16 protein-coding genes and 2 pseudogenes are annotated in these 19,634 nt (G+C 58.9%); 9 read left to right on the top strand and 9 right to left on the bottom strand.

Features of this window, described 5'->3' with window-relative positions; all coding sequences use genetic code 11:
- Positions 1-42: 42 nt before the first annotated feature.
- From JG746_RS32985 to JG746_RS32970, 4 genes are all read right to left on the bottom strand, one after another.
- Complete coding sequence (locus JG746_RS32985; protein ID WP_010913550.1) at positions 43-1,002, bottom strand: NUDIX hydrolase; 960 nt, start codon at positions 1,000-1,002, stop codon at positions 43-45.
- Between the two features lie 576 nt (positions 1,003-1,578).
- Complete coding sequence (gene nifA, locus JG746_RS32980) at positions 1,579-3,393, bottom strand: nif-specific transcriptional activator NifA (protein WP_202327599.1); 1,815 nt, start codon at positions 3,391-3,393, stop codon at positions 1,579-1,581.
- Between the two features lie 557 nt (positions 3,394-3,950).
- Positions 3,951-4,982, bottom strand: coding sequence for a LacI family DNA-binding transcriptional regulator (locus tag JG746_RS32975; protein ID WP_010913552.1), 1,032 nt, complete (start codon positions 4,980-4,982; stop codon positions 3,951-3,953).
- A 318-nt stretch (positions 4,983-5,300) separates the two neighbouring features.
- Positions 5,301-6,734, bottom strand: a complete 1,434-nt coding sequence (locus JG746_RS32970; RefSeq protein ID WP_096453579.1) for a dicarboxylate/amino acid:cation symporter — start codon at positions 6,732-6,734, stop codon at positions 5,301-5,303.
- A gap of 256 nt (positions 6,735-6,990) precedes the next feature.
- On the opposite strand from JG746_RS32970, the gene JG746_RS32965 reads away from it, so the two are divergent.
- The 3 genes and pseudogenes from JG746_RS32965 (at position 6,991) to JG746_RS32955 (ending at position 10,826) form a co-directional block, all read left to right on the top strand.
- Positions 6,991-8,862, top strand: coding sequence for a sensor histidine kinase (locus JG746_RS32965; protein WP_244730600.1), 1,872 nt, complete (start codon positions 6,991-6,993; stop codon positions 8,860-8,862).
- Positions 8,859-10,226, top strand: a complete 1,368-nt coding sequence (locus JG746_RS32960) for a sigma-54-dependent transcriptional regulator (RefSeq protein WP_096453581.1) — start codon at positions 8,859-8,861, stop codon at positions 10,224-10,226. The genes JG746_RS32965 and JG746_RS32960 overlap by 4 nt, the downstream gene beginning before the upstream one ends.
- A 59-nt stretch (positions 10,227-10,285) precedes the next feature.
- Positions 10,286-10,826, top strand: a pseudogene (locus JG746_RS32955) (IS3 family transposase).
- Between the two features lie 223 nt (positions 10,827-11,049).
- Here the strand turns inward: JG746_RS32955 and JG746_RS37380 are convergent.
- Positions 11,050-11,313 (bottom strand): hypothetical protein, encoded by a 264-nt coding sequence (locus JG746_RS37380; RefSeq protein ID WP_244730967.1) that lies wholly within the window; start codon positions 11,311-11,313, stop codon positions 11,050-11,052.
- 66 nt (positions 11,314-11,379) lie between these two features.
- Here JG746_RS37380 and JG746_RS37375 point away from each other — a divergent pair, with 66 nt between their 5' ends.
- Together JG746_RS37375 and JG746_RS32945 are read left to right on the top strand one after the other, a co-directional pair.
- Positions 11,380-11,517, top strand: coding sequence for a methionine adenosyltransferase domain-containing protein (locus JG746_RS37375; RefSeq protein WP_446720348.1), 138 nt, complete (start codon positions 11,380-11,382; stop codon positions 11,515-11,517).
- A gap of 132 nt (positions 11,518-11,649) precedes the next feature.
- A complete protein-coding gene (locus JG746_RS32945; RefSeq protein WP_202324412.1) occupies positions 11,650-12,816 on the top strand; it encodes an NAD(P)/FAD-dependent oxidoreductase in 1,167 nt (388 codons plus the stop codon).
- A 73-nt stretch (positions 12,817-12,889) separates the two neighbouring features.
- Here the strand turns inward: JG746_RS32945 and JG746_RS32940 are convergent.
- Positions 12,890-13,285, bottom strand: a pseudogene (locus JG746_RS32940) (IS481 family transposase); the annotation flags it as partial.
- A gap of 462 nt (positions 13,286-13,747) precedes the next feature.
- Between JG746_RS32940 and JG746_RS32935 the strand changes: the two are divergent.
- From JG746_RS32935 to JG746_RS32920, 4 genes are all read left to right on the top strand, one after another.
- Positions 13,748-14,737, top strand: coding sequence for a nodulation protein NodZ (locus JG746_RS32935; protein WP_202308797.1), 990 nt, complete (start codon positions 13,748-13,750; stop codon positions 14,735-14,737).
- Positions 14,738-14,878: 141 nt separating this feature from the next.
- Positions 14,879-15,979, top strand: coding sequence for a GDP-mannose 4,6-dehydratase (gene gmd, locus JG746_RS32930; RefSeq protein ID WP_202324410.1), 1,101 nt, complete (start codon positions 14,879-14,881; stop codon positions 15,977-15,979).
- Positions 15,980-16,051: 72 nt separating this feature from the next.
- On the top strand, positions 16,052-17,020 hold the full coding sequence (locus JG746_RS32925) for a GDP-L-fucose synthase family protein (RefSeq protein WP_027033168.1): 969 nt from the start codon (positions 16,052-16,054) through the stop codon (positions 17,018-17,020).
- A gap of 395 nt (positions 17,021-17,415) precedes the next feature.
- Positions 17,416-17,799 (top strand): hypothetical protein, encoded by a 384-nt coding sequence (locus JG746_RS32920; protein WP_069091040.1) that lies wholly within the window; start codon positions 17,416-17,418, stop codon positions 17,797-17,799.
- A 302-nt stretch (positions 17,800-18,101) separates the two neighbouring features.
- On the opposite strand, the gene JG746_RS32915 is transcribed toward JG746_RS32920, so the two are convergent.
- From JG746_RS32915 to JG746_RS32905, 3 genes are read right to left on the bottom strand one after another with little or no spacing between them, the layout of a single operon-like run.
- Positions 18,102-19,013, bottom strand: a complete 912-nt coding sequence (locus JG746_RS32915; RefSeq protein WP_202324408.1) for an SIR2 family NAD-dependent protein deacylase — start codon at positions 19,011-19,013, stop codon at positions 18,102-18,104.
- Positions 19,014-19,054: 41 nt separating this feature from the next.
- On the bottom strand, positions 19,055-19,267 hold the full coding sequence (gene nifT / locus JG746_RS32910; RefSeq protein ID WP_010913564.1) for a putative nitrogen fixation protein NifT: 213 nt from the start codon (positions 19,265-19,267) through the stop codon (positions 19,055-19,057).
- A complete protein-coding gene (locus JG746_RS32905; RefSeq protein ID WP_096453587.1) occupies positions 19,264-19,590 on the bottom strand; it encodes a nitrogen fixation protein NifZ in 327 nt (108 codons plus the stop codon). Before JG746_RS32905 ends, nifT begins: the two co-directional genes overlap by 4 nt.
- Positions 19,591-19,634 lie beyond the last annotated feature (44 nt).

Raw genomic sequence — 19,634 nt, 5'->3', positions numbered from 1 at the left:
CTGATTATAAGATATATATAATCGTTGTGACTATAAGGGGTGTCAAGCCCGTGCGAGCGGTAATTTTGTGCCGGCCACAGGCCTCTCGTCGAGAATAGTATGGTGGAAGCGGTAGAGCTGCGCAGGCCGGCCGCCGGTCTCGGCGGTCGTCGCCCCGGTCTTCTCAACCAGTTCCTGCTGCTCTATGAGCCGGCGAAAGTTCGGCTTGTTGATGAGCCTGCCGGAGAGCGCCTCCACAGTTCGCTGTAGCTGCAAAAGCGTGAAGAGCGGCGGCATCAGTTCGAACACAACAGGCCGGTATTTAATTTTGGAGCGCAGTCGTGCAATAGCCGTTGCCAGAATGCGGCGGTGATCGGCGATCATCGATCTGCCCGGCACGGAAGGGAGGATGGCCGAAACTCCGCCGCGCTTTGCTTCCTCCACCAGGGCGGCTTCGTAGAGCAGCTCGTAGCGCTGCAGCGCGAGTTCTTCGTTCCATGCCCGGCCGTCCAAGGCAAAGGCAACCGCCGCTCGCCGTCGGCGATCGAAGCGCGTCGCGCCGTCGTCCGCGCCGTCCGCCCATTCGATAAGGCGCGGCCGCAATTCTTCCAGCACTATCGGGGGCCTGCCGGACCGATGATCCTCCCACGGGAAATAGTCGTACCAGCTGGCCCAACTGCGCCTGCCCGAGGCGCCCGCATCTTCTTCGCGGGTGAGTGCGAGATAGCTGATCGAGATCACGCGCTGGTTGGCGCCGACCCGATCGCGATCGGCAAAGGTGTAGAGCTGCTCGATATAACCGAGAGGCTGACCGGTCTGCAGTTCCACCCATGCCCTAAGCCCCGACTGGAGCGAACGATGAGCGAGCTCAAACGGGCCCGAGGGAAGAGCGGCCCCCTGTTCGATGGTCAGAACACATGGTCCAGCGTCGTTCACGGCGACCACGACTGCGATCAGGTCGGCGTTGACATTGTTGGTCTTGCCTATGGTTCTGCCTTTCCTTGGTCCTTTGGCCTGATCCATGGTTCCTGAGCCACTTGGGTTAGACCTCCGCGCGAACTGTCTAAACCGATTTAGTTCTGTTCTTTATCATACCAATCGTCGCGTCAACACCACGCGCTGTGGCGACTTTACCTCTTCGAACCTGCACAAAAATATGCCAAACGCGACACTCGCCGTGGGTGACGCTGGGTGAGGAGAGACGTCGATTGAGCGTCGGAGGTATCGTAAAAGGCGATCACGCCGCCGGATATGCGTGCGCGAAAGGCAGCACGGCGCTTATCTGCCTGACGACCTACACCACTCCGGTAAGGTTGGTTGACGGCGTACTGTTCTCCGTTTCAATGGCGAGACATCCGGCACGGGGCCAGCGGAGCGACATGGCCATCGGACCGACCATGACGGCGCTGCGTTTGCGCCAACTTGACTGGGATACCAAGCGCCGTGCGGTCGAGCGGGCCGTGGATTGCGGCCGGCGCCAACAGGAGGGCTGCAACGCCTCACCGACGGAGGTCCGAGCCGTACCAATCAACGCTAATTTGTCCCAGCTATTCGCCTCGCGCGCTATCTCGCGGCCCCGCTTGAAGTCCGACAGCAGGTTCAGAGATTCTTGATCTCGATACCGTATTTCCTCAGCGCGTAACCAATCTGGCGCGGCGTCAGTCCAAGCAGGCGCGCTGCCTTTGCCTGTACCCAGCCGGATCTTTCCATGGCCGCGATGAGACGCTCGCGATCGGTCATCTTCGCGTCGCTTACGAGGCCTAGCCGAACAGGCGCTGGCAGTGCCTGCTCGCTGTCGTCATGCGGGACCCCAATTGCGGCCGAAGCAAAAGCACCAGACGATTGCATAGCCGGGTTCAGTGGCGATGGTGCGATCGGCTCCGATTTCGGCGAAGTCTCCTTAGACGCGTGCTTCCATAACATCGCGGAAAGGCATCGGCCGTGTGAGCAGTCAAAGTCGCTTCTGACGATTGACGTTCCCGCTGCGAGGGTCGCTGTCCGCTGCACGCAATTTTCAAGCTCGCGGACATTTCCGGGAAAAGCACAGTTCATCAGCACTTCAGTCGCACTCGCATCGAAGACCATCATACGGCCGTTCTCGTTGTTGAAATTCTTGAGAAACTCAGCGGCAAGGAGCGGAATATCACCGCGCCTTTCGCGCAATGGCGGCACCAGCAGGGGAACAACGCTGATGCGATAATAAAGGTCGGCGCGAAACTCGTTCCTTGCAACCGCGTCTTCCAGGTTCCTGTTCGTGGCGGCAATCACGCGAACGTCGACCTTAATCGTCTGGTTGCTGCCGACGCGCTCGAACTCCTGCTCCTGCAGCACGCGCAGCAGCTTTGCCTGGAACGAGGCCGAAATCTCACCGATCTCGTCCAGAAACAACGTTCCCTTGTCGGCGAGCTCAAAGCGCCCCTTGCGCGAGTTGAATGCACTGGTAAAGGCCCCCTTTTCGTGACCGAACAGTTCGGATTCCAGGACTGTCTCAGGGAGCGCTGCGCAATTGAGCTTGATGAACGGCCGCTTGGCGCGTCCCGACATCTCGTGAACGGCCTTGGCGACCAGCTCCTTGCCGGTCCCCGATTCCCCGCGCAGCAAAACGGTGCTGTTGGACCTGGCTACTAACGCGACCTTCTCAAGCAGCCCGCGCAGCGCCGGGCTGTCGCCAATGATCCCCTTGACATGAGCCCGTTTGCCCTGATGCCCAGGCTGCTTGAGTTCGCCGAATCGCTTTTGCATCCGGATTTTCTCGGCCATCAGTCGCTCGCGGTCGGACGCGAACAGGCGATGCAGCTTCACTGTCTGTCCAACCAGATTAGCGATTGTGGTAAGGAGGCGCAGGTCGTAATCGAGGAGGGAGCCTGATTTGTTGTCCAGGATGCGGTCGATGGTCAGCGTGCCCACGACGTTCGCATCGACGCGAATGGGTACGCCGATGAACGACACTTTCATGTTGTCGGACGCCCCGAGCACGTCCTTGTCGGCGGCGTTGAAAGCCGGATCCAACGCTATGTTCTCGGCGACGAGCGCCATGCCCGTCGTTATGATCTGGTCGATCGCCGCCCGTGGCAGATGCTTGCGGTAGCGCTCATCGCTGCCTTCGCTCCAGCCGGCGCCGACGGTCATGTCCGGTATGCCGGCACCGTCGCAGAGCGAGATGATGCCGTGCCGCACCTGCACCAACGATGGCAGGAGGTCGACGACGTTGGCCAACGTGGCTTCCAGCCCAGAGGGAGCGGTGAGCGCTGTCGACGTTTCAAAGATGTCCGGCGCCCTCTCGTGCAACGGCACAATAGGGACCACATGATTCGTCTCGGACTTCGAATTGGACTTTTTCATTTTTGGAAGCGATATGCAGCGTGACGAGATCTGCCTGGCACTTTGCTCGCAGTTGCGAGTATCGTGTTGCATGTGATCATCATCTCGCGCCATGAAATCGATGCCCGAGGCAAGTGCGCCTATTGTCCAGCGCGTGGATGTCCTTGGCGAATCGCATTCGTCGGCGTCTTCGCTCCGCAGGCCGCTGCACAATCGACGAGTTTGCTCGCCTCGCCCTTGCACGCGGCGATTCATTGAAGCACGTAAAGGCGTTGATGAAGATAGTCGTGACGATTGATCCGTCGGCAAGACGGACGTCTGCAGCCGGCTTTTCGCGCGCAATGAAATTGCCATCGAGATGATAGCTAATGTCGATGCCAGTCAGGCCCGGGCCGCGAGCAAGTGCGGCCCTGGCAAGATGGGGCGGCGTCATGCGGTCGATCGCAAAGCGGAGCGATGCTTGACGCATGGCTTTCCTCTCTCTTCATGAAGTGCGGGTCGTCGTTCTCGGCTGACTGGCTTCCGCCGCGCAGCAATCATTCGTTGTTAAACGAGACCGGAATGAGGCAGGTGAGTCAATCAAACTCCCGCTGCTTTTCTTTCATGAATGAAAGGAAATTAGGCTCTCATGATAGTATTTTATCAGTTTTTCAGATGTTTTCCGGCAGATAGATCTCAAACGGCAGAAAAGTCTGCCCGAGCGTCTCCGAAGTGCCGACCTTGATGGCCTGGGCCATCAGCGTCATCAGTTCCTGGCAAAGCAGGCGCTGGGGCGTGGCGACCGACATCGTGATCATGCCATCTGCGAGTGCAGCCCGTGACTCCGGCGTGATCTCGTTAACGATCGCGACGAGACCCCGGCTTTCGCCTTCTTCACGGAGCGCGGAGATCGCTCCCTCCATACCTCCGCCGGCCACATAGAAGCCGGTGAGTTCGGGTTCCCGTTGCATGAGATCCAGCGTGGCCTCGTAGGTGATCTGCCGTGCCTCAAGGTTCACGAGCGGATCGAGCAGCTCGAATGCCGGTGCATTCTCACGGAAATAGGAGCGAAAGCCGACCTCCCGCAGCTCCTGCCCCTGAAAACGGTGGCTGCCGACAAAAACCGCCACCTTGCCCGGCCGTCTTGCGACCTTTGAAAGCATCCACGCTGTCGTCCGCCCGACCTTGCGGTTGTCGAGGCCGATATAACCCTCACGAACACCTTCGGCGAAATCGGAAAGCAGCGAGAAAACGGGGATGCCTTTTGCCTTGAGTTCTTGGACGGCTGCCGTGATCGCCGGATGGTCCGGCGCCACCATGGCGATCGCGTGGCAGCGCGCTCCGAATTCCTTGAGCAATGGAATAAGGTCGCATGGCATGTGCGACGGCGCGAATTCGATGAGCGAAGTGCCATGGAAGCACTTCGCCGCGTTGACCGCCGCTTCGACCTCACGCGCGAAGCCCTGGTAGAAGTGGTGAGTCGGTTTTCTCAAGATGAAGCCAAGCCGATATTGCGGCAGGTCCGGCTGCAGGCGCTGCTTGATAAGACCTGCGGCGTGATATCCGATGGCCTGTGCCGCCGCTAAGACCCGCTGCGCAGTCTCCTTCCGCACCGGATGACGGGCATTCAGAACTCGGTCAACGGTGGCAACACTAACCCCGGCTTCCCGGGCGATATCAGCAATTATGGGTCGCTTCGCCATTGTTCGAGTCTGATTAAACGACATCAAGAAGAAATCCGGCAAAGGTCGATTCAGTAAAATCTGTCATTCCTGCATTGATCCTGTTCGCTACCGAATTCTGGTCGTGGCATGGTGCGAGGTAGAAGCCGAAATGTAGAGCCTGGGCGAATTGTTCAGCCGTGCCGACGGCTCCGACCCAGCTCCGCGCCCGGTTCGACGAACCGTCGCAAACTTCGGAGGCATTAAGCGCATCATCGAGGGCTTGTGTGTCGTGACCGGTGCAAGACCTTCGCAAGGCGCAGATGATTTTGCACCCACTGCATTTCGGGATTGTTGATTTCATCGGCCCGCGAGAGTTTGTTTGGAACCCGCGGCCCGATCGTCCGGCGTTTGGGACCAGCCAGGCGATTCAACCGGCAGCGATGCTGCCGAGTTGCTCGGCGCGGGCGTTATCAGTGGCTGGCCGGTTGATGTCTCGGCAGGCTGGTGGCCGCAGAATGCAGCTTTCAATTGCGCCTGATCCAGTTCGCCTTCCCAGCGGGCGACGACGAGCGATGCCACCGCGTTACCGACCAAATTCGTCAGTGCCCTGCATTCCGACATGAAGCGATCGACGCCAAGGATCAGCGCCATTCCAGCAACGGGAACTGCCGGCACTACGGAGAGCGTAGCGGCCAACGTGACGAAGCCGGCACCTGTGACACCTGCTGCACCCTTGGAGGAAAGCATCGCGACGAGCAGCAGCAGGACCTGATCGCCAACTGACAAATCCGTATTCGTCGCCTGCGCGATGAAAAGGGCCGCGAGGGTCATGTAGATATTGGTGCCATCCAGATTGAAGGAATATCCGGTCGGGATAACCAGGCCCACGACCGAGCGCTTGGCGCCGGCCTTTTCCATTTTCTCCATGAGAGAGGGCAGCGCAGCCTCGGAGGAGGACGTTCCGAGGACCAGCAGCAGCTCTTCCTTTATGTAGCGGATAAGAGAAAAGATCGAGAAGCCATTGTAGCGACAGACTGCACCGAGAACCCCGAATACGAAGAGGAAGGCCGTGAGATAGAAGGTCCCGACCAGCATCGCAAGGTTGGCTACCGAACCGATGCCATATTTGCCAATCGTGAAGGCCATTGCTCCGAAAGCACCGATCGGCGCGGCTTTCATCAGGATGCCGACCAATTTGAAAACGGGTGCAGTGAGGTCCTGAAGGAAGGAAAGAACCGATTTGCCCGATTCTCCGACCATCGCCAGCGCGATGCCGAAGAGGACGGAGAAGAACAACACCTGTAGAATGTCGCCTTCCACAAAGGCGCCGACAATCGTGGTCGGGATCATGTTCATGAGGAAGCCGGTCACGGACTGCTCATGGGCCTTTGAGGCATAGCCATTGACGGCTTGGACGTCGAGCGAGGTCAGATCGATGTTGAGGCCGGCGCCAGGCTGAATGACATTGCCGACGATGAGGCCGACGATAAGCGCGAGCGTCGAGAAGGTGAAGAAATAGACCATCGCCTTGCCGGCAACACGGCCGACCTTCTGAAGATCGCTCATGCCGGCAATTCCAGTCGACACGGTCAGAAAGATAACGGGCGCGATGATCATCTTGACGAGCTTGATGAAGGCATCGCCGAGCGGCTTCAGGTTTTCTCCGATTTGCGGATAAAAATGGCCAACCGCAACGCCGAGGAGGATTGCGACAAGCACCTGCACGTAAGGCTTGGCAAAAAGGGTCTTGCGGGGTGCGCGCTTTACGCTTGGAGCCAGTGGGGTCAACATGTAAGTTTTCTCTCCCTGACCGGTTTGGGGCGGGCTGTTCCTCCCCGCGGCTTCTCCCATCGCGGCGCCCCGGTCGAACGCTGCTGCGTTGTTGACCGCAATAGCCGTGCCAAGCCAAGAGAGCGCGGAAATCGCCGGAGCCTCAGGTATCTTCAACAAATCGCGCAGCAAGATTGTGCGGTTTTCCGCACGGATCGCCTTCCCTTCTGGCGGAACCCCGCACTATGGTTCGTCAATGATCGGTTTTAAGAATACGATGGCAGAAGAAGAAGACATGGGTAATGGCGCCTTCCAGCGCGCCCCATTGGTCTTCCCTGGTAGATCCGGCGGTCGATCTCTCTGGCTTGTGATTTTGCTTGCAATTCTTGGTGCGGCGCTCTGTTTCGTCGTCTTTGCAACGGGACGCATCGCCGGCACCAGAGCAGAGTATGCCCTACGCGACCGTGCTCTTGCCGCGTTCCCACTTGCAGCCGACAGTTTGAAAGGAGAGATCGAGAAGCAGCGAATGATTCCGCTGGTTCTGGCACGCGACGGTGCCGTTCAGGAGATGCTTCGCAGTCCGAGCACTGCCAACGAAGCCGCGCTTGATGAGAAGCTTCGCGCCATCGCGCGCGACGCCGGCTCTTCTATACTCTACATCATTAATCCTGAGGGCGTAGCGGTTGCTGCGAGCAACGCCGGCGAGCCGACCAGTTTCGTCGGCAGCGATTACCGCTTTCGCCACTACTTCACCGAGGCGATGGCGGATGGGGCGGCTATGCAATATGCGCTCGGCACGGTTAGCGCGCGCCCTGGTCTCTATCTGTCGAGCCGGGTCGATGGGCCGGAGGGGCCGCTCGGTGTGGTTGTGGTGAAGGTGGAGCTCGACCGCGTCGAGTCGCGTTGGCTGGAGAGCGGCTTCGTGGTCTTCACGACCGATGAGCGAGGCGTGGTTCTTGCCACGAGCGTGCCCCAATGGCGTTTTGGCGCTCTCTCACCGCTTTCCGCAAAGGAGAAGCAAACCGCTCGCGATCGTCTGCAGCTACCGGGCGTGACTTTCGAGCCGGTGCCGCTTTCCCGCCGCGGCGACAACCTGGTCACCGCAACTCCTGAGAGTCGATCAGCCGGTTTCGTTGCGGTTTCGCAGGATCTCGGCAAAGCAGTTCCGGGCTGGCGCATGTCGTTGCTCATCCCCGCCGACACCGAGATCTCCTCGGCGGTCATGACAGCCCGCGTGACAACGCTGCTTGCCCTCGTTCTCGTTGGATTCGTCATTTTCATCATTGTTCGACGGCGGCGGGCGGCCCGGCAGCGGCAAGAAGTGCTTGTGTTGCTGAATGCGGAACTGGAGCATCGCGTCGAACTGCGCACGGCGGAGCTCCAGAGCTCGAACGCAGCGCTCGCCGGTGAGATCGCCGAGCGAGAGAACGCTGAAGCAAGAGTGCGTCGCCTGCGCGACGAACTCGCCCAGGCGAACCGCTTGTCAATCCTGGGACAGATAACGGCCGGGGTCGCCCACGAGATCAACCAGCCGGTCGCCGCAATCCGCACCTATGCTGAAAATGCCGCGCGTCTTCTAGGGATCGGCCGGTCGCAAGAAACCGCCGAGAATCTGACCTCGATCGTCGCCATGACCGGCAGGATCGGCACGATCACTGAAACGCTAAGGTCCTTTTCCCGCCGCGCCAGCGGATCGATGGGACCGATACTGGCGGACGACGCGATCGACGGCGCTCTGTCGCTTCTTTCAGGCCGAATTCGCGATTCCGGGGTGACGATTGAACGGAAGCGGATCGATCCGTCTCCAATTGTCATGGCAAGCCGCATGCGACTGGAGCAGATACTCGTCAACCTTCTCCAGAACGCGCTTGACGCTCTGAAGGATCAACCGGAGCCCCGCGTCGAGATAGCGCTCGCCGAAAACGGGGAAATGGTCGCTATTTCCCTTCGGGACAACGGCCCCGGCCTTGCCCCCGACATTCGCAGGAGCCTCTTCATGCCGTTCGTTACCAACAAGGAAAAGGGTCTCGGTCTTGGCCTGGTCATTTCGCAAGAGATCGCACGTGAGCTCGGCGGCTCGTTGCGGCATGATGATGCCGGCCACGGGAGAGGGACTTCCTTCACGGTCGAGCTGAGGCGAGCGGCATGAGTGCTGAATCAGGACCGGTCATTTTTATCGACGATGACGAGGATGTGCTTCGCGCAGCCACGCAGATGCTGAAGCTTGCCTCGTTCTCACCGAGCGTGTTCGGTTCGGCCGAGGCCGCACTCGCCAGAATCGACGGGAACTTCGATGGCCCTGTCGTGAGTGACATCCGTATGCCCGGGCTGAACGGACTTCAGCTCTTCGAGCGAGTGAAGGCGATCGACCCGGAAATTCCGGTTGTCCTGATCACCGGGCATGCCGACGTCGAGCTGGCCGTTGCCGCCATCAAGGATGGCGCCTACGATTTCATCTCGAAGCCATATGCGAACGACCGGCTTCTCGTGACGCTGCATCGCGCTTCGGAAAAACGGCGCCTGGTCCTGGAAAACAGACGTCTTAGGGATGCGGTTGTCCGATCTGCGGGCGATATCCCGCTGATCGGGGAGGCACCGACCATGATTCGATTGCGCGAAACTCTCCGCCAGATCGCCGATACCGATGTGGATGTCCTTGTGGAAGGCGAGACGGGCACGGGCAAGGAGGTGGTCGCGGATCTGCTTCACCGCTGGAGCAGACGACGCACGAAGCCCTTCGTTGCCCTGAATTGTGGAGCGCTGCCCGAAAGCGTCATCGATAGCGAACTTTTCGGGCACGAGGCAGGCGCCTTTACTGGCGCGCAGAGGCGCAGGACCGGTCGCATCGAGCATTCGAACGGAGGGACGCTCTTCCTCGACGAAATCGAGTCGATGCCGCCAGCACTCCAGGTGAAGCTTCTGAGGGTGCTTGAGACCCGGCAGATCACGCCGCTTGGCACGAACGAAACCCGCAGCATCGACCTTCGTGTCGTGTCGGCTACCAAGGCCGATCTCGGCGATCCGGCCGCCCGCGGAGATTTCCGGGAAGACCTTTATTTCCGGCTGAATGTGGTGACGCTCCGCATCCCGCCGCTTCGCGAAAGGCGCGAAGACATCCCGATGCTCTTTGGGCATTTCCTGGAACGCGCCTCCAAACGCTTCAGCAGGCCAGTTCCGGACATCAGCGCTGGCGTGCGCGATCGCCTCGTGAGCCACAATTGGCCCGGCAATGTCCGTGAACTCGTGCATTTCGCCGATCGCGTTGCATTGGGACTTGAAAGGCTGGGCACGCCCATTGCATCAGGTCGAAAGGAACAAGCGGTATCAAGCCTCCACTTGTCCGAGAAGGTCAGCCTTTATGAGGCGACTATCATCCGCGATGCCTTGCAGGAATGCGGCGGCGACGTGAGGCGCACGATCGAAGTCCTGGGAGTTCCCCGCAAGACCTTCTACGACAAGCTGAAACGACATGGGATAGACACGGCCGATTATCGAAAAACCGCCATTGGCTGAAGCCTTCTTGCTTGCATGTCGCGGAAAAGAAATTTCGCCATTCTCGTCCGACTCAAAGGATGCACTATGGGCTAGGTGAAGCGAGCCTGAGGTCGCTTTCGGAGCGCTATGGCATCAACCCCAAGACGGTCGCGAAGTGGAGAAGCGGAATTCGACCGCGATCTGTCCACCGGCTCCAGGGAGTCGACAGTTCTGTCTGTCGAGGAAAACCGTTGTTGTGGCCTTCCGCCGCAACAAGGCTGCTGCCGCTCGACGATTGCCTCTACGCGTTGCAGCCGACGTCACGCATCTGACGCGCTCCCACCGCTGCCTGCAGGCAAGCATCGGCCGATTGCCAGATGTCGACGGCGACAGGCCGGCGAGAAGAGTCAAGAGAATGAACCGGACCATCAAGACGCAACCGTCAAGCGCTTCCACTACGACGATCGCGACCAACTGCGTCGGCATCTTGCCGACTTCGTCGCGGCCTACAATTTCCGGCCGCAAGCTGAAGACCCTCAAGGGCCTCACGCCCTGCGAGTTCATCTGGAAGGCATGGGCTTCCCAGCCCGAGCGTTCACTTTCAATCCGCTCCAGCAAATGCCGGGACAAAACATTTAGCAAATGGCGGATGAGGTGCACGATGCAAGTTAGCACGTCGCCTGGGGAAAGGTGCGCCGATCGCCTCCCTCTTGGCCAACCAGTTCCAGCTTGCCGTCTTACCAGGCCCCCGCCAATCTCGTTGCGTTGTTGTTTAGCGTTGCAACAGATCCTTCAAAGAAATTCATGGAATCGTTGCGAGCGCAAATCGCTGTCAATGGTACGCTCATCACAACTTTCGAGATCAGTGGCGGCAGAAATCTGGTGTCGTTTTATGTTCCGCCGCCAAACAGCATTTGCGAAGAGCGCGAAATGACAAAGCCAGCAGGACGAGGGTACCAGCCATGCGCACATCGATTACACCCAAGTCGCCCGCGATACGATACTCGATATTGGCGATGCCATCGGCTTTGATGGTCGAAATTGCGCCGTCGTTCTGGCTCTCACCGGGCAGTCGCCCGACACCAGCCAGGGCGTTGATGAAGGACGATGGCAGGATCTCGAGCAAGGGCGGGATCAGGGCTCATGTTTGGATTCGCATGTTTTCGATCTCCGACCGAAAGGCATCATCGAGATGCTTGATCTCGTACGCCCGATATACCGCAACACGGCGACATACGGACACTTCGGCCGTGAAGAGCCTGAGTTCACCTGGGAGAAGACGGACAGAGCCGACGACTTGCCGCGTGGGGCAGGACCGGCAGCTGCGTGAGCGCCGCTGGATCAAGCGCATGCGGCAACCCTTTTCAACTCGCTAGGCCCGCGCCCGCCGCGGCAGGCGCTTCGACATCATGCTGACGGCTGTGTGATCGACACGGGCGGTTACCGGAAAGGCGACAAAAAAGTGCGTTACGACATCGTTATCATCGGAGGAGCCATCGTCGGCTCTTCGATCGCCTACTATCTGCGCGAGGAAGGGTTTTCCGGCTCGATCGCGCTGATCGAGCGCGATCCGCAGTTCGCGCACGCGGCAACGACGTTGTCCTGCGCCTCCATTCGCCAGCAATTCTCGATCCCGCAGAACATCCGCCTGTCGCAGTTCACCATGAAACTGTTCCGGCGGCTGAAGGAAGAATTCGGCGCGGACGCCGACATCGGTTTTCGCGAGGGCGGCTTTCTCATTCTCGCTGGCAAGAACGGGCTGCCGATCCTGAATGCCAACCACGAAGCGCAGGTCGCCGAGGGCGCCGACATCGTGCTCGAGGATGCCGAGCAGTTGACCCAGCGCTTCGCCTGGCTGTCGACCGAAGGCATTTCTGCCGGCGCCTATGGCCGCAGCGGCGAAGGCTGGTTCGACGCGCATGCGATGCTGACGCTGTTCCGCAAGGCGCTGCGCGGCAAGAACGTGGACTTTATGACCGCCTCGGTCATCGGCATCGAGCGGCAGGGCCACCGTGTCACCAGCGTCAGGCTCGACAATGGCGAGACGATCGAAGCAGGCACCGTCCTCAATGCCGCCGGGCCGAATGCCGGCAAGGTCGCCGCTCTCGCCGGGCTGGCGCTGCCGGTCGAGCCGCGCAAGCGCAATGTCTTCGTCTTCGAGGCGCGCGAAAAATATGCCGACATGCCGCTGCTGGTCGATCCCTCCGGCATCTATGTCAGGCCGGAAGGCCCGGTCTATCTCACTGGCGGCGCCGAACCGGAAGAAGGCGACGGCCCGGCCGACCCCCAGGATTTCGAGGTCGACTGGCCGCTGTTCGAAGAGGTGATTTGGCCGGTGCTGGCGACCCGCATTCCGGCCTTCGAGGCCATCAAGCCTACCCGCGCCTGGGCCGGGCACTACGATTACAACACGCTCGACCAGAACGCAGTCATCGGCCCGCATCCGCAGGTTAAGAATTTCCTCTTCGCCAACGGTTTTTCAGGCCACGGTCTGCAGCAGGCCCCGGCGGTCGGCAAGGCGCTGGCCGAGCTTCTCGTGCATGGCGGCTACCGCACGGTCGATTGCTCCGCGTTTGGGTACATCCGTGTCGCCGAAGGGCGGGCGTTTAGGGAATTGAATGTGATCTAGCAACAACGGCGCCGCGACGGTCTCCTTTGGTGCCGGCGGGACAGAGGGGCGCGAAGGTTCGCGACAGGCGGTGCCGCGGTACAAAGGCCTTGATGTTTAGCTTGCCCTGTTCGGTTGGGATCTCCGCAATATCAATGTGGAAGAAGCCGATGCTTGCGCTGCAGACATCGGTGCAATGAAGAGCGCGTCAGATGCGGGATCGTCGGCTGCAAGGCCGTAGAGGCAATCGTCCAGCGGCAGCAGTGTGTTGCGGCGGAAGGCCACAACAACGGTCCTCTTCTACGGCAGACAGAACCTTCGATCTCGGCTCCCTGGGGCCGGTGGGCAGATCGGCGGTCGAACTCCGCTCCTCCACTTCGCGACCGTCTTGGGGTTGATGGCATAGCGCTTCGAAAGCGAGCTCAGGCTCGCTTACAGCTCGACGCATCGCCTCTTTCTTTGTGGCGCTCCCATGCAGAACCTGGCCCAGTCGAAGCTTCGTGGCCGCGGCCCGCGCTCATGGCCGGCTTACTTAGGTCGATGCTGCGTGCCGTCACCGTGAGGTTCCGCTGGGGTTAGCGGTGCGTCGAGCACAGCGAGAGGGTTCACAGCCAACGCTCTGGAACCCATGTCACTAGCCATCCATGGCGTGGATGCGTTTCATCGAAACAGACGATTTTACCGATGTTACGGCACGATGCATAGAAAGAATTCAAGAATGTAGCAGCCTTAAGGAAAGTGGTTGATGTTTGCGTTGGCTCCGAAGAGCATTTTCTGGTCTGCGCGGAAGACCAGCCCAGGCGCGCGTCCATCGCGGCCAGGCACTTCCGCGACAGACGCAAGCTACATCGCATTGGCACAGCACGACAATCTTCCCCGAATTGCGCAGGCGCTTGCCTCAAACGCAGCAGCAAAGCTGAGGCTTGTGGTGTTCTGGAGAGAGGCAATTTAGATGCTTGTTGATCGCTCAAGGAACGATCGGTTCGTTGTTTCTCGACGGCGCACGGGTCTCGGTGATTGCCTGTGGTCTCTCGCGTCGGCTTGGGACTACGCACATCGGACGGGACGAGCTTTAGCAATAGATTGGCGCGGCTCTTGTTACCTTGACAACCCGTTTGCGAATGCCTTTCCAGCTTTCTTCAAGCCAATTGAGGATATCGGTGGTGTACGGGTCATTTGCGATGACCAGATCAACCACGTCTCATTCCCTGGTCCCTTCTTCCCGTCGTGGTGGAACAAGCCATCCATCGACTGCGTGTACCGTCCGGATGAACAGATTTTCCAAGAACGTGACGAGCTTAACGATCTTTTCCAGGCCCAAGATGATTGTGAAGCCAACACGGTAGTGTGTGATGCTTGCTTGATGTGGCGCTGCGATGAAAAGGCCGAGCGAACCATATTTAGGAGCATCACACCGAGGGTCGAAATTGAGGATCGCATTGAAGCGCTCTACCAGGAACATTTTGACGGGCACAGCATAATTGGAGTCCATGTCCGCCACGGCAACGGCGAAGATATTATGGATCACGCACCTTACTGGGCTGATCCGACGGTTGCCTTAGAGCAGGTATGCACTGCCATTCGTATGGCCAAGGCGCAACCGCATTCAAGACCTGTAAGGGTGTTCTTGTGTACAGACAGCGCCAAGGTTGTTGATCACCTGTCGGGCGTATTTCCCGAACTTTTCACCGTCCCAAAACGCTTCCAGGCGGATCAGGCCGGCCCCTTACACAGTGCAGCACTGGGCACCGACGGGGGGTTTTCCGCGCTCGTTGAGATGTATCTCCTCGGTCGATGCGACACTGTTATTCGCTTTCCTCCGACTAGCGCCTTCACCCGCTACGCCCGCCTCTTCGTGCCACGAATTGTCGAATTCGATTTGAATGACCCGCGTCGTTTGATCTTGATCGACAACACTTTCGAACGTTCCCCGGCTCCATGAAAGGCTGGCATCCCGATCGAACTCTCCCTTGCCTTCGCGCAGAGGCCCCCGTTCGCCTGCCCAATACGCCCCTTTCTCGCCACGCAATCCCGCCGCAGGCGAGCGTTTTCATGGGCGCGTCAAAATCAAAAGGATTCAAGCTTGTCAAAGAGAAAAGTAGCTTTAATCACCGGGGTTACGGGACAAGACGGTTCCTACCTCGCAGAATTGCTTTTAGAAAAGGGCTATTCTGTGCATGGGATAAAGAGACGATCGTCTCTTTTTAATACGGGCCGTATAGACCATCTCTATCATGACCCTCATGAAAGTGGCGTTGATCTTACACTTCACCACGGGGACTTGACAGACTCGTCGAGCCTTACGCGCGTCATCCAACTGGTTCAGCCGGACGAAATTTACAATTTGGCAGCTCAGAGCCACGTTGCAGTCTCCTTTGAAGAACCAGAATACACCGCGAACTCCGATGCCTTGGGTGCGCTGCGTATCCTCGAGGCAATTCGGATCCTGGGGCTCGTCAAGCATACGCGCTACTACCAAGCCTCGACGTCTGAGCTCTACGGGCTGGTGCGGGAAACGCCACAGACCGAGACGACACCGTTCTACCCCCGGTCCCCCTACGCTGTTGCCAAATTGTATGCTCACTGGATCACCGTAAATTATCGAGAATCTTACAATTTGTATGCATGTAACGGCATTTTATTTAATCATGAGTCACCTACGCGCGGAGAAACATTTGTAACTCGCAAAATCACGCGCGCCTTGACTCGGATTAAGCTTGGAATGCAACGCACTCTATTCCTCGGCAACCTTAATGCGCGTCGCGATTGGGGGCACGCTCGAGACTACGTCCAGATGCAGTGGTTGATGCTGCAGCAGCAGCAACCTGAAGACTTTGTGATCGCTAGCGGTGAGCAACATTCGGTGCGCGAATTCGTCACCGTCGCGGCCGCTGAACTCGGCATCGATGTTCGTTGGGTGGGGGAAGGGGTCGACGAAGAGGGGTACGATGCAAAGACGGGAGCTCTGATCGTAAAAGTAGATCCCCGCTATTTTCGTCCTGCAGAAGTCGAGACACTTCTCGGCGATGCCCGCAAGGCGAAAGAAAAACTTGGGTGGGAGCCCAAAATCTCCTTCATCGAATTGGTTAGGGAGATGGTTCGGGAAGATTTGCGCATGGCGGAGCGTGAAGCAGTGCTGATGAATCAGGGTTATTATTCACACAGTCCACGAGAGTTATGCTGACAACGGCGGCGCCATGCGGGGTTGTTGTCAGTGCTATGGTGGCCTTCTTAAGGAGCGCCCAGAGCGTTAACAATGGAAAACAAAAAGATGAAGAAAGTCTATGTGGCAGGCCATCGCGGCCTTGTTGGATCGGCCACGATGAGAGCCCTCGAGGCGTTAGGATCCTATGAGATAATAACACGTACTCACGACGAACTGGATCTATTTGACCGGAGCGAGACGCGCAGGTTCTTCATGTCGCAGCGGCCAGATTACGTCGTTATGTGCGCCGCGAAGGTTGGTGGTATACTGGCGAACGCCAGCTCCCCTGTCGATTTCCTTCATAACAACCTCGCGATTCAAGTCAGTGTTTTTGATGCCGCTTACGCTTCCGGCGTCGAACGGATGATTTTTCTTGGCTCCTCGTGTATCTATCCACGCGACTGTCCGCAGCCGATACGGGAGGAATACCTTCTCACCGGTCCGCTTGAAGCGACGAATCGTCCCTACGCTTTGGCAAAAATCGCAGGTGTCGAATCGTGCTGGTCTTTCAACCGGCAGTACAAGGCGCGCTATCTCGCGTTGATGCCGACCAATTTATATGGTCCCGGCGATAATTATCACCCCGAAAATTGTCACGTTCTGCCTGCTCTGATACGCCGCTTTCATCAAGCTAAAATGAACGGCGACTCCTCTGTGGGGGTCTGGGGATCCGGAAATCCTCGGCGAGAGTTTATGTATTCGTCGGATGTAGGCGATGCCATTGCGTTCCTGCTTGGCCTGCCAGATTCGGATTTTGACGCCTTGACAGCCCCCGACACTGCGCCCCTGATTAATGTTGGCGTTGGTGAGGACGTCACAATTCGCGAGGTGGCGGAACTCGTCAAGGCGGCGGTCTGCTGGGAGGGCAATTTGGTGTTCGACACGACGAAGCCAGACGGTACTCCGCGCAAGCTACTGGACGTAACGCGCTTGCGTAACCTTGGCTGGAAAGCCAAAACGTCCCTTGGTGCCGGGTTGCAAGCGACGTATGAGGATTTTCTTCGCCTTCATGCGGCTTGATGTGGAAGCGCGCATCCAGGTTGGACTGCATGTCCGACCGGGTGCAAGCTCGCCCAGTCCGGCCAAACAGATGAGAGGGACGCATACATCTCGAGGCGGCCGCAATAGTGGCCTGTGCTGACTTTGCAGACCGGACCTCTCTGCGACCGGCGATGCAGAGGATCACCCAGAAGCTTGCCCAAGCCAAATGGGAAGGGGAAGGCCGCATAACTGGCCGCACCTGGAACGGCTGTGCGTGAGCGCCGTCAACTCAAGCCGCCAGTTAGAACTGCTCGACCTCGCGGGAGCCGCTGCTTACGAAGCTGGCATCGACAGGAAAGCCAACCAGGCCCGCATCATGCCTCGAGGCAGGCCTTATCCAAGGCGGTGCATGCGGAAATGGCGGGCGTCGACGTATGCTTTTCAACTCGCGCTTAGCCGCAGGCGGGATCGTGTCCCCCTGCGTGGTGGAGCTGGCGGCATTGGTCGCCGTGCTCTCCGGCATGGGCCGGGCTGATCGGATTGGTTCAGTCTGCGTTGTTAGCGCCGAACTCACTCGCCTCAAGGTCATGGCGCCACAAGCGCGGATTCGCGGCGCCGTGGTGCGGGCGTTACAACTCATGCAGCAGCGGGTCTCGTTGATGGCGAAGCGGGCTGCCCTGAACCAATCGCTCGCGTCTGCGGCGCGCCAAGCTGTCGCGCAACGCGATCATCCTGACGCTCTGGGATGGCAGTGGCAGGTGACCGCCTATATGGCAGTGGCAGGTGACCGCCTATGCGGTGAGCACGCTTGGCCTTAGCTCGATTGGCATCGACCCCAACCGGCCCTGGTCATCGCGCCGTGCCACAGCTTTTACCGCCAAGTGAAGCCGATCAGCTGCGACCGCTCGCCGCGACAACCCTGGCGCCAGACTATGCTCTGCTCGGCTGGTTCGAGCCCGTCGCCGCTGTGTTCATCCGCAGCATCGAATGCCATATCCGCTGCAGCCTCGAATGCAATAACCGTCGTAGCTTTTCAGAGTGCCTCTCGGAGTTGTTGAAAAACCCGGAAGTCAATTGCCCGTTTTACCTTTTCGGCAATGTTGAGGTGTCTGAGAATGGCTCAAACGATACCCCGTTTGGCTTCATGCAATGTCTCGCCCAGTCCGACGAGACGGGCTGCGGCCTGACCCGTCGGCATGTCAATGACCGTGATTGCGCTTGCCGCAAGGAAACGACGCTCGTTCTTGGTCAGCGTCGCTGTATCGATTGCCGCAAAATGTGGGCCATTGGAGCGCTTCATGATCTGCCGGGCATAGGTGCGCAGCATCTGATCGTTGAAGCGGCAGCCGATGAAGAAAACACCACGACTAGCTCGCCGTTCCTTCACCAGGTCAGGGATCGGCGTCTGGATGTCGATTTCGCTCAGCACTTCAACGTAGTCGGAATCTGCGACGAGGAAGTTTGCGGCCGGCCTGGCACCGCCGTGAGGGGCGTAGAGAACCGTCTTCGCCGCTGGTGCGGATTCGAGTAATATCCCGGACAAATCGTAGGCTTTCGTCCAAATGTCACCGATCTCGTGCGCCCGTGTTACGCCCTGTATTTCGACGACGTCCGTTCGGCGGGTCTGTATTAGAGCCGCGCGCATGGCACCGTCGTACCAGCTGTCGACGATCACGGAGAGCGGCAGCGTTGCAAGCCAGGCATGCAAGATGGTCGGCACCACCGGGGCCGCGAATATTTCGGCCATCCAAACTTGAAGCGTCCGGCGGTGCCGGCGCTGTTCGATATACTGCGCTACCGACCACATGTTGGTGCGAATCTTCGAAGGGGCTGGCGCGCGCTTGTTGAGCGCTGCGGCAACGGCTTCGGGGGTATGCGGTACGGGCGGTCCCGCGGAGCGGATCTCAAGCAGACCCGGGCCGAGATAGGGAATGACCTGATCGGCCGCGAGCCCTTTCTTCAAAAGGTCAAGCTGCCTTTCGGCAAAACTGTCCCGAATGACGACGAGATGGCCCGAGGTCATTGTGTTCATGCTCGTATCCCTTTGCCGCTCTCTTTGTGTCAACCCGAAGGTCAGTCCTCGTCGGAAATCTTCCTTGCTTCCACGGTAATCGGCAAAGGCGTATCGCGCGGAAGGTCGGGCAGGACTAGCCGCCAGCCGTTCTTCAGCGTCACGGCGCCACCCCATAAGTGTTCGTTGTCGACCTTGATGATCGGCTCTTCGAGATCCTTTTTGGGAATATATGCCGACAAGCCAGCACGGGTCCTGCGGATCATTACCCTCATCGGGCCGTTCCTTCGTCAAACCCAGCACCGATTTCGGCACTGGAAGGAGTCCGGGCCGTCTCAAGGCTCATGAGTTCACGCGCACGCATGCCGACGACGGTGCCGCGATCGACCCATTCGACCGCATAGATGTAGAACTGCTGGAGAAAGGTGCCGATGTCGCGCACATAGCCCTCGTCGCCTTTGCGCACCAGATTTTCACCGATCTCCTTGCCCGGATAGGTGCCGTCATTTTTTATGTGGCGTGTGGCGCGGACCCGCTCACCCGGCATGAATCGCGGGGGTGTACGGATTTCGATGTCCTGTTCGCGTCCGAGGCTCATGGCCGTTCCTTTCTCTCGGCTGCAGCTTTCCAACAGGAGGTCGA

This window comes from Mesorhizobium sp. 113-3-3, from assembly GCF_016756495.1.
Taxonomy (GTDB): Bacteria; Pseudomonadota; Alphaproteobacteria; order Rhizobiales; family Rhizobiaceae; genus Mesorhizobium.
Note: the sequence above shows the minus strand (reverse complement) of the source record. Positions and strands in the feature narration are given on the sequence as shown.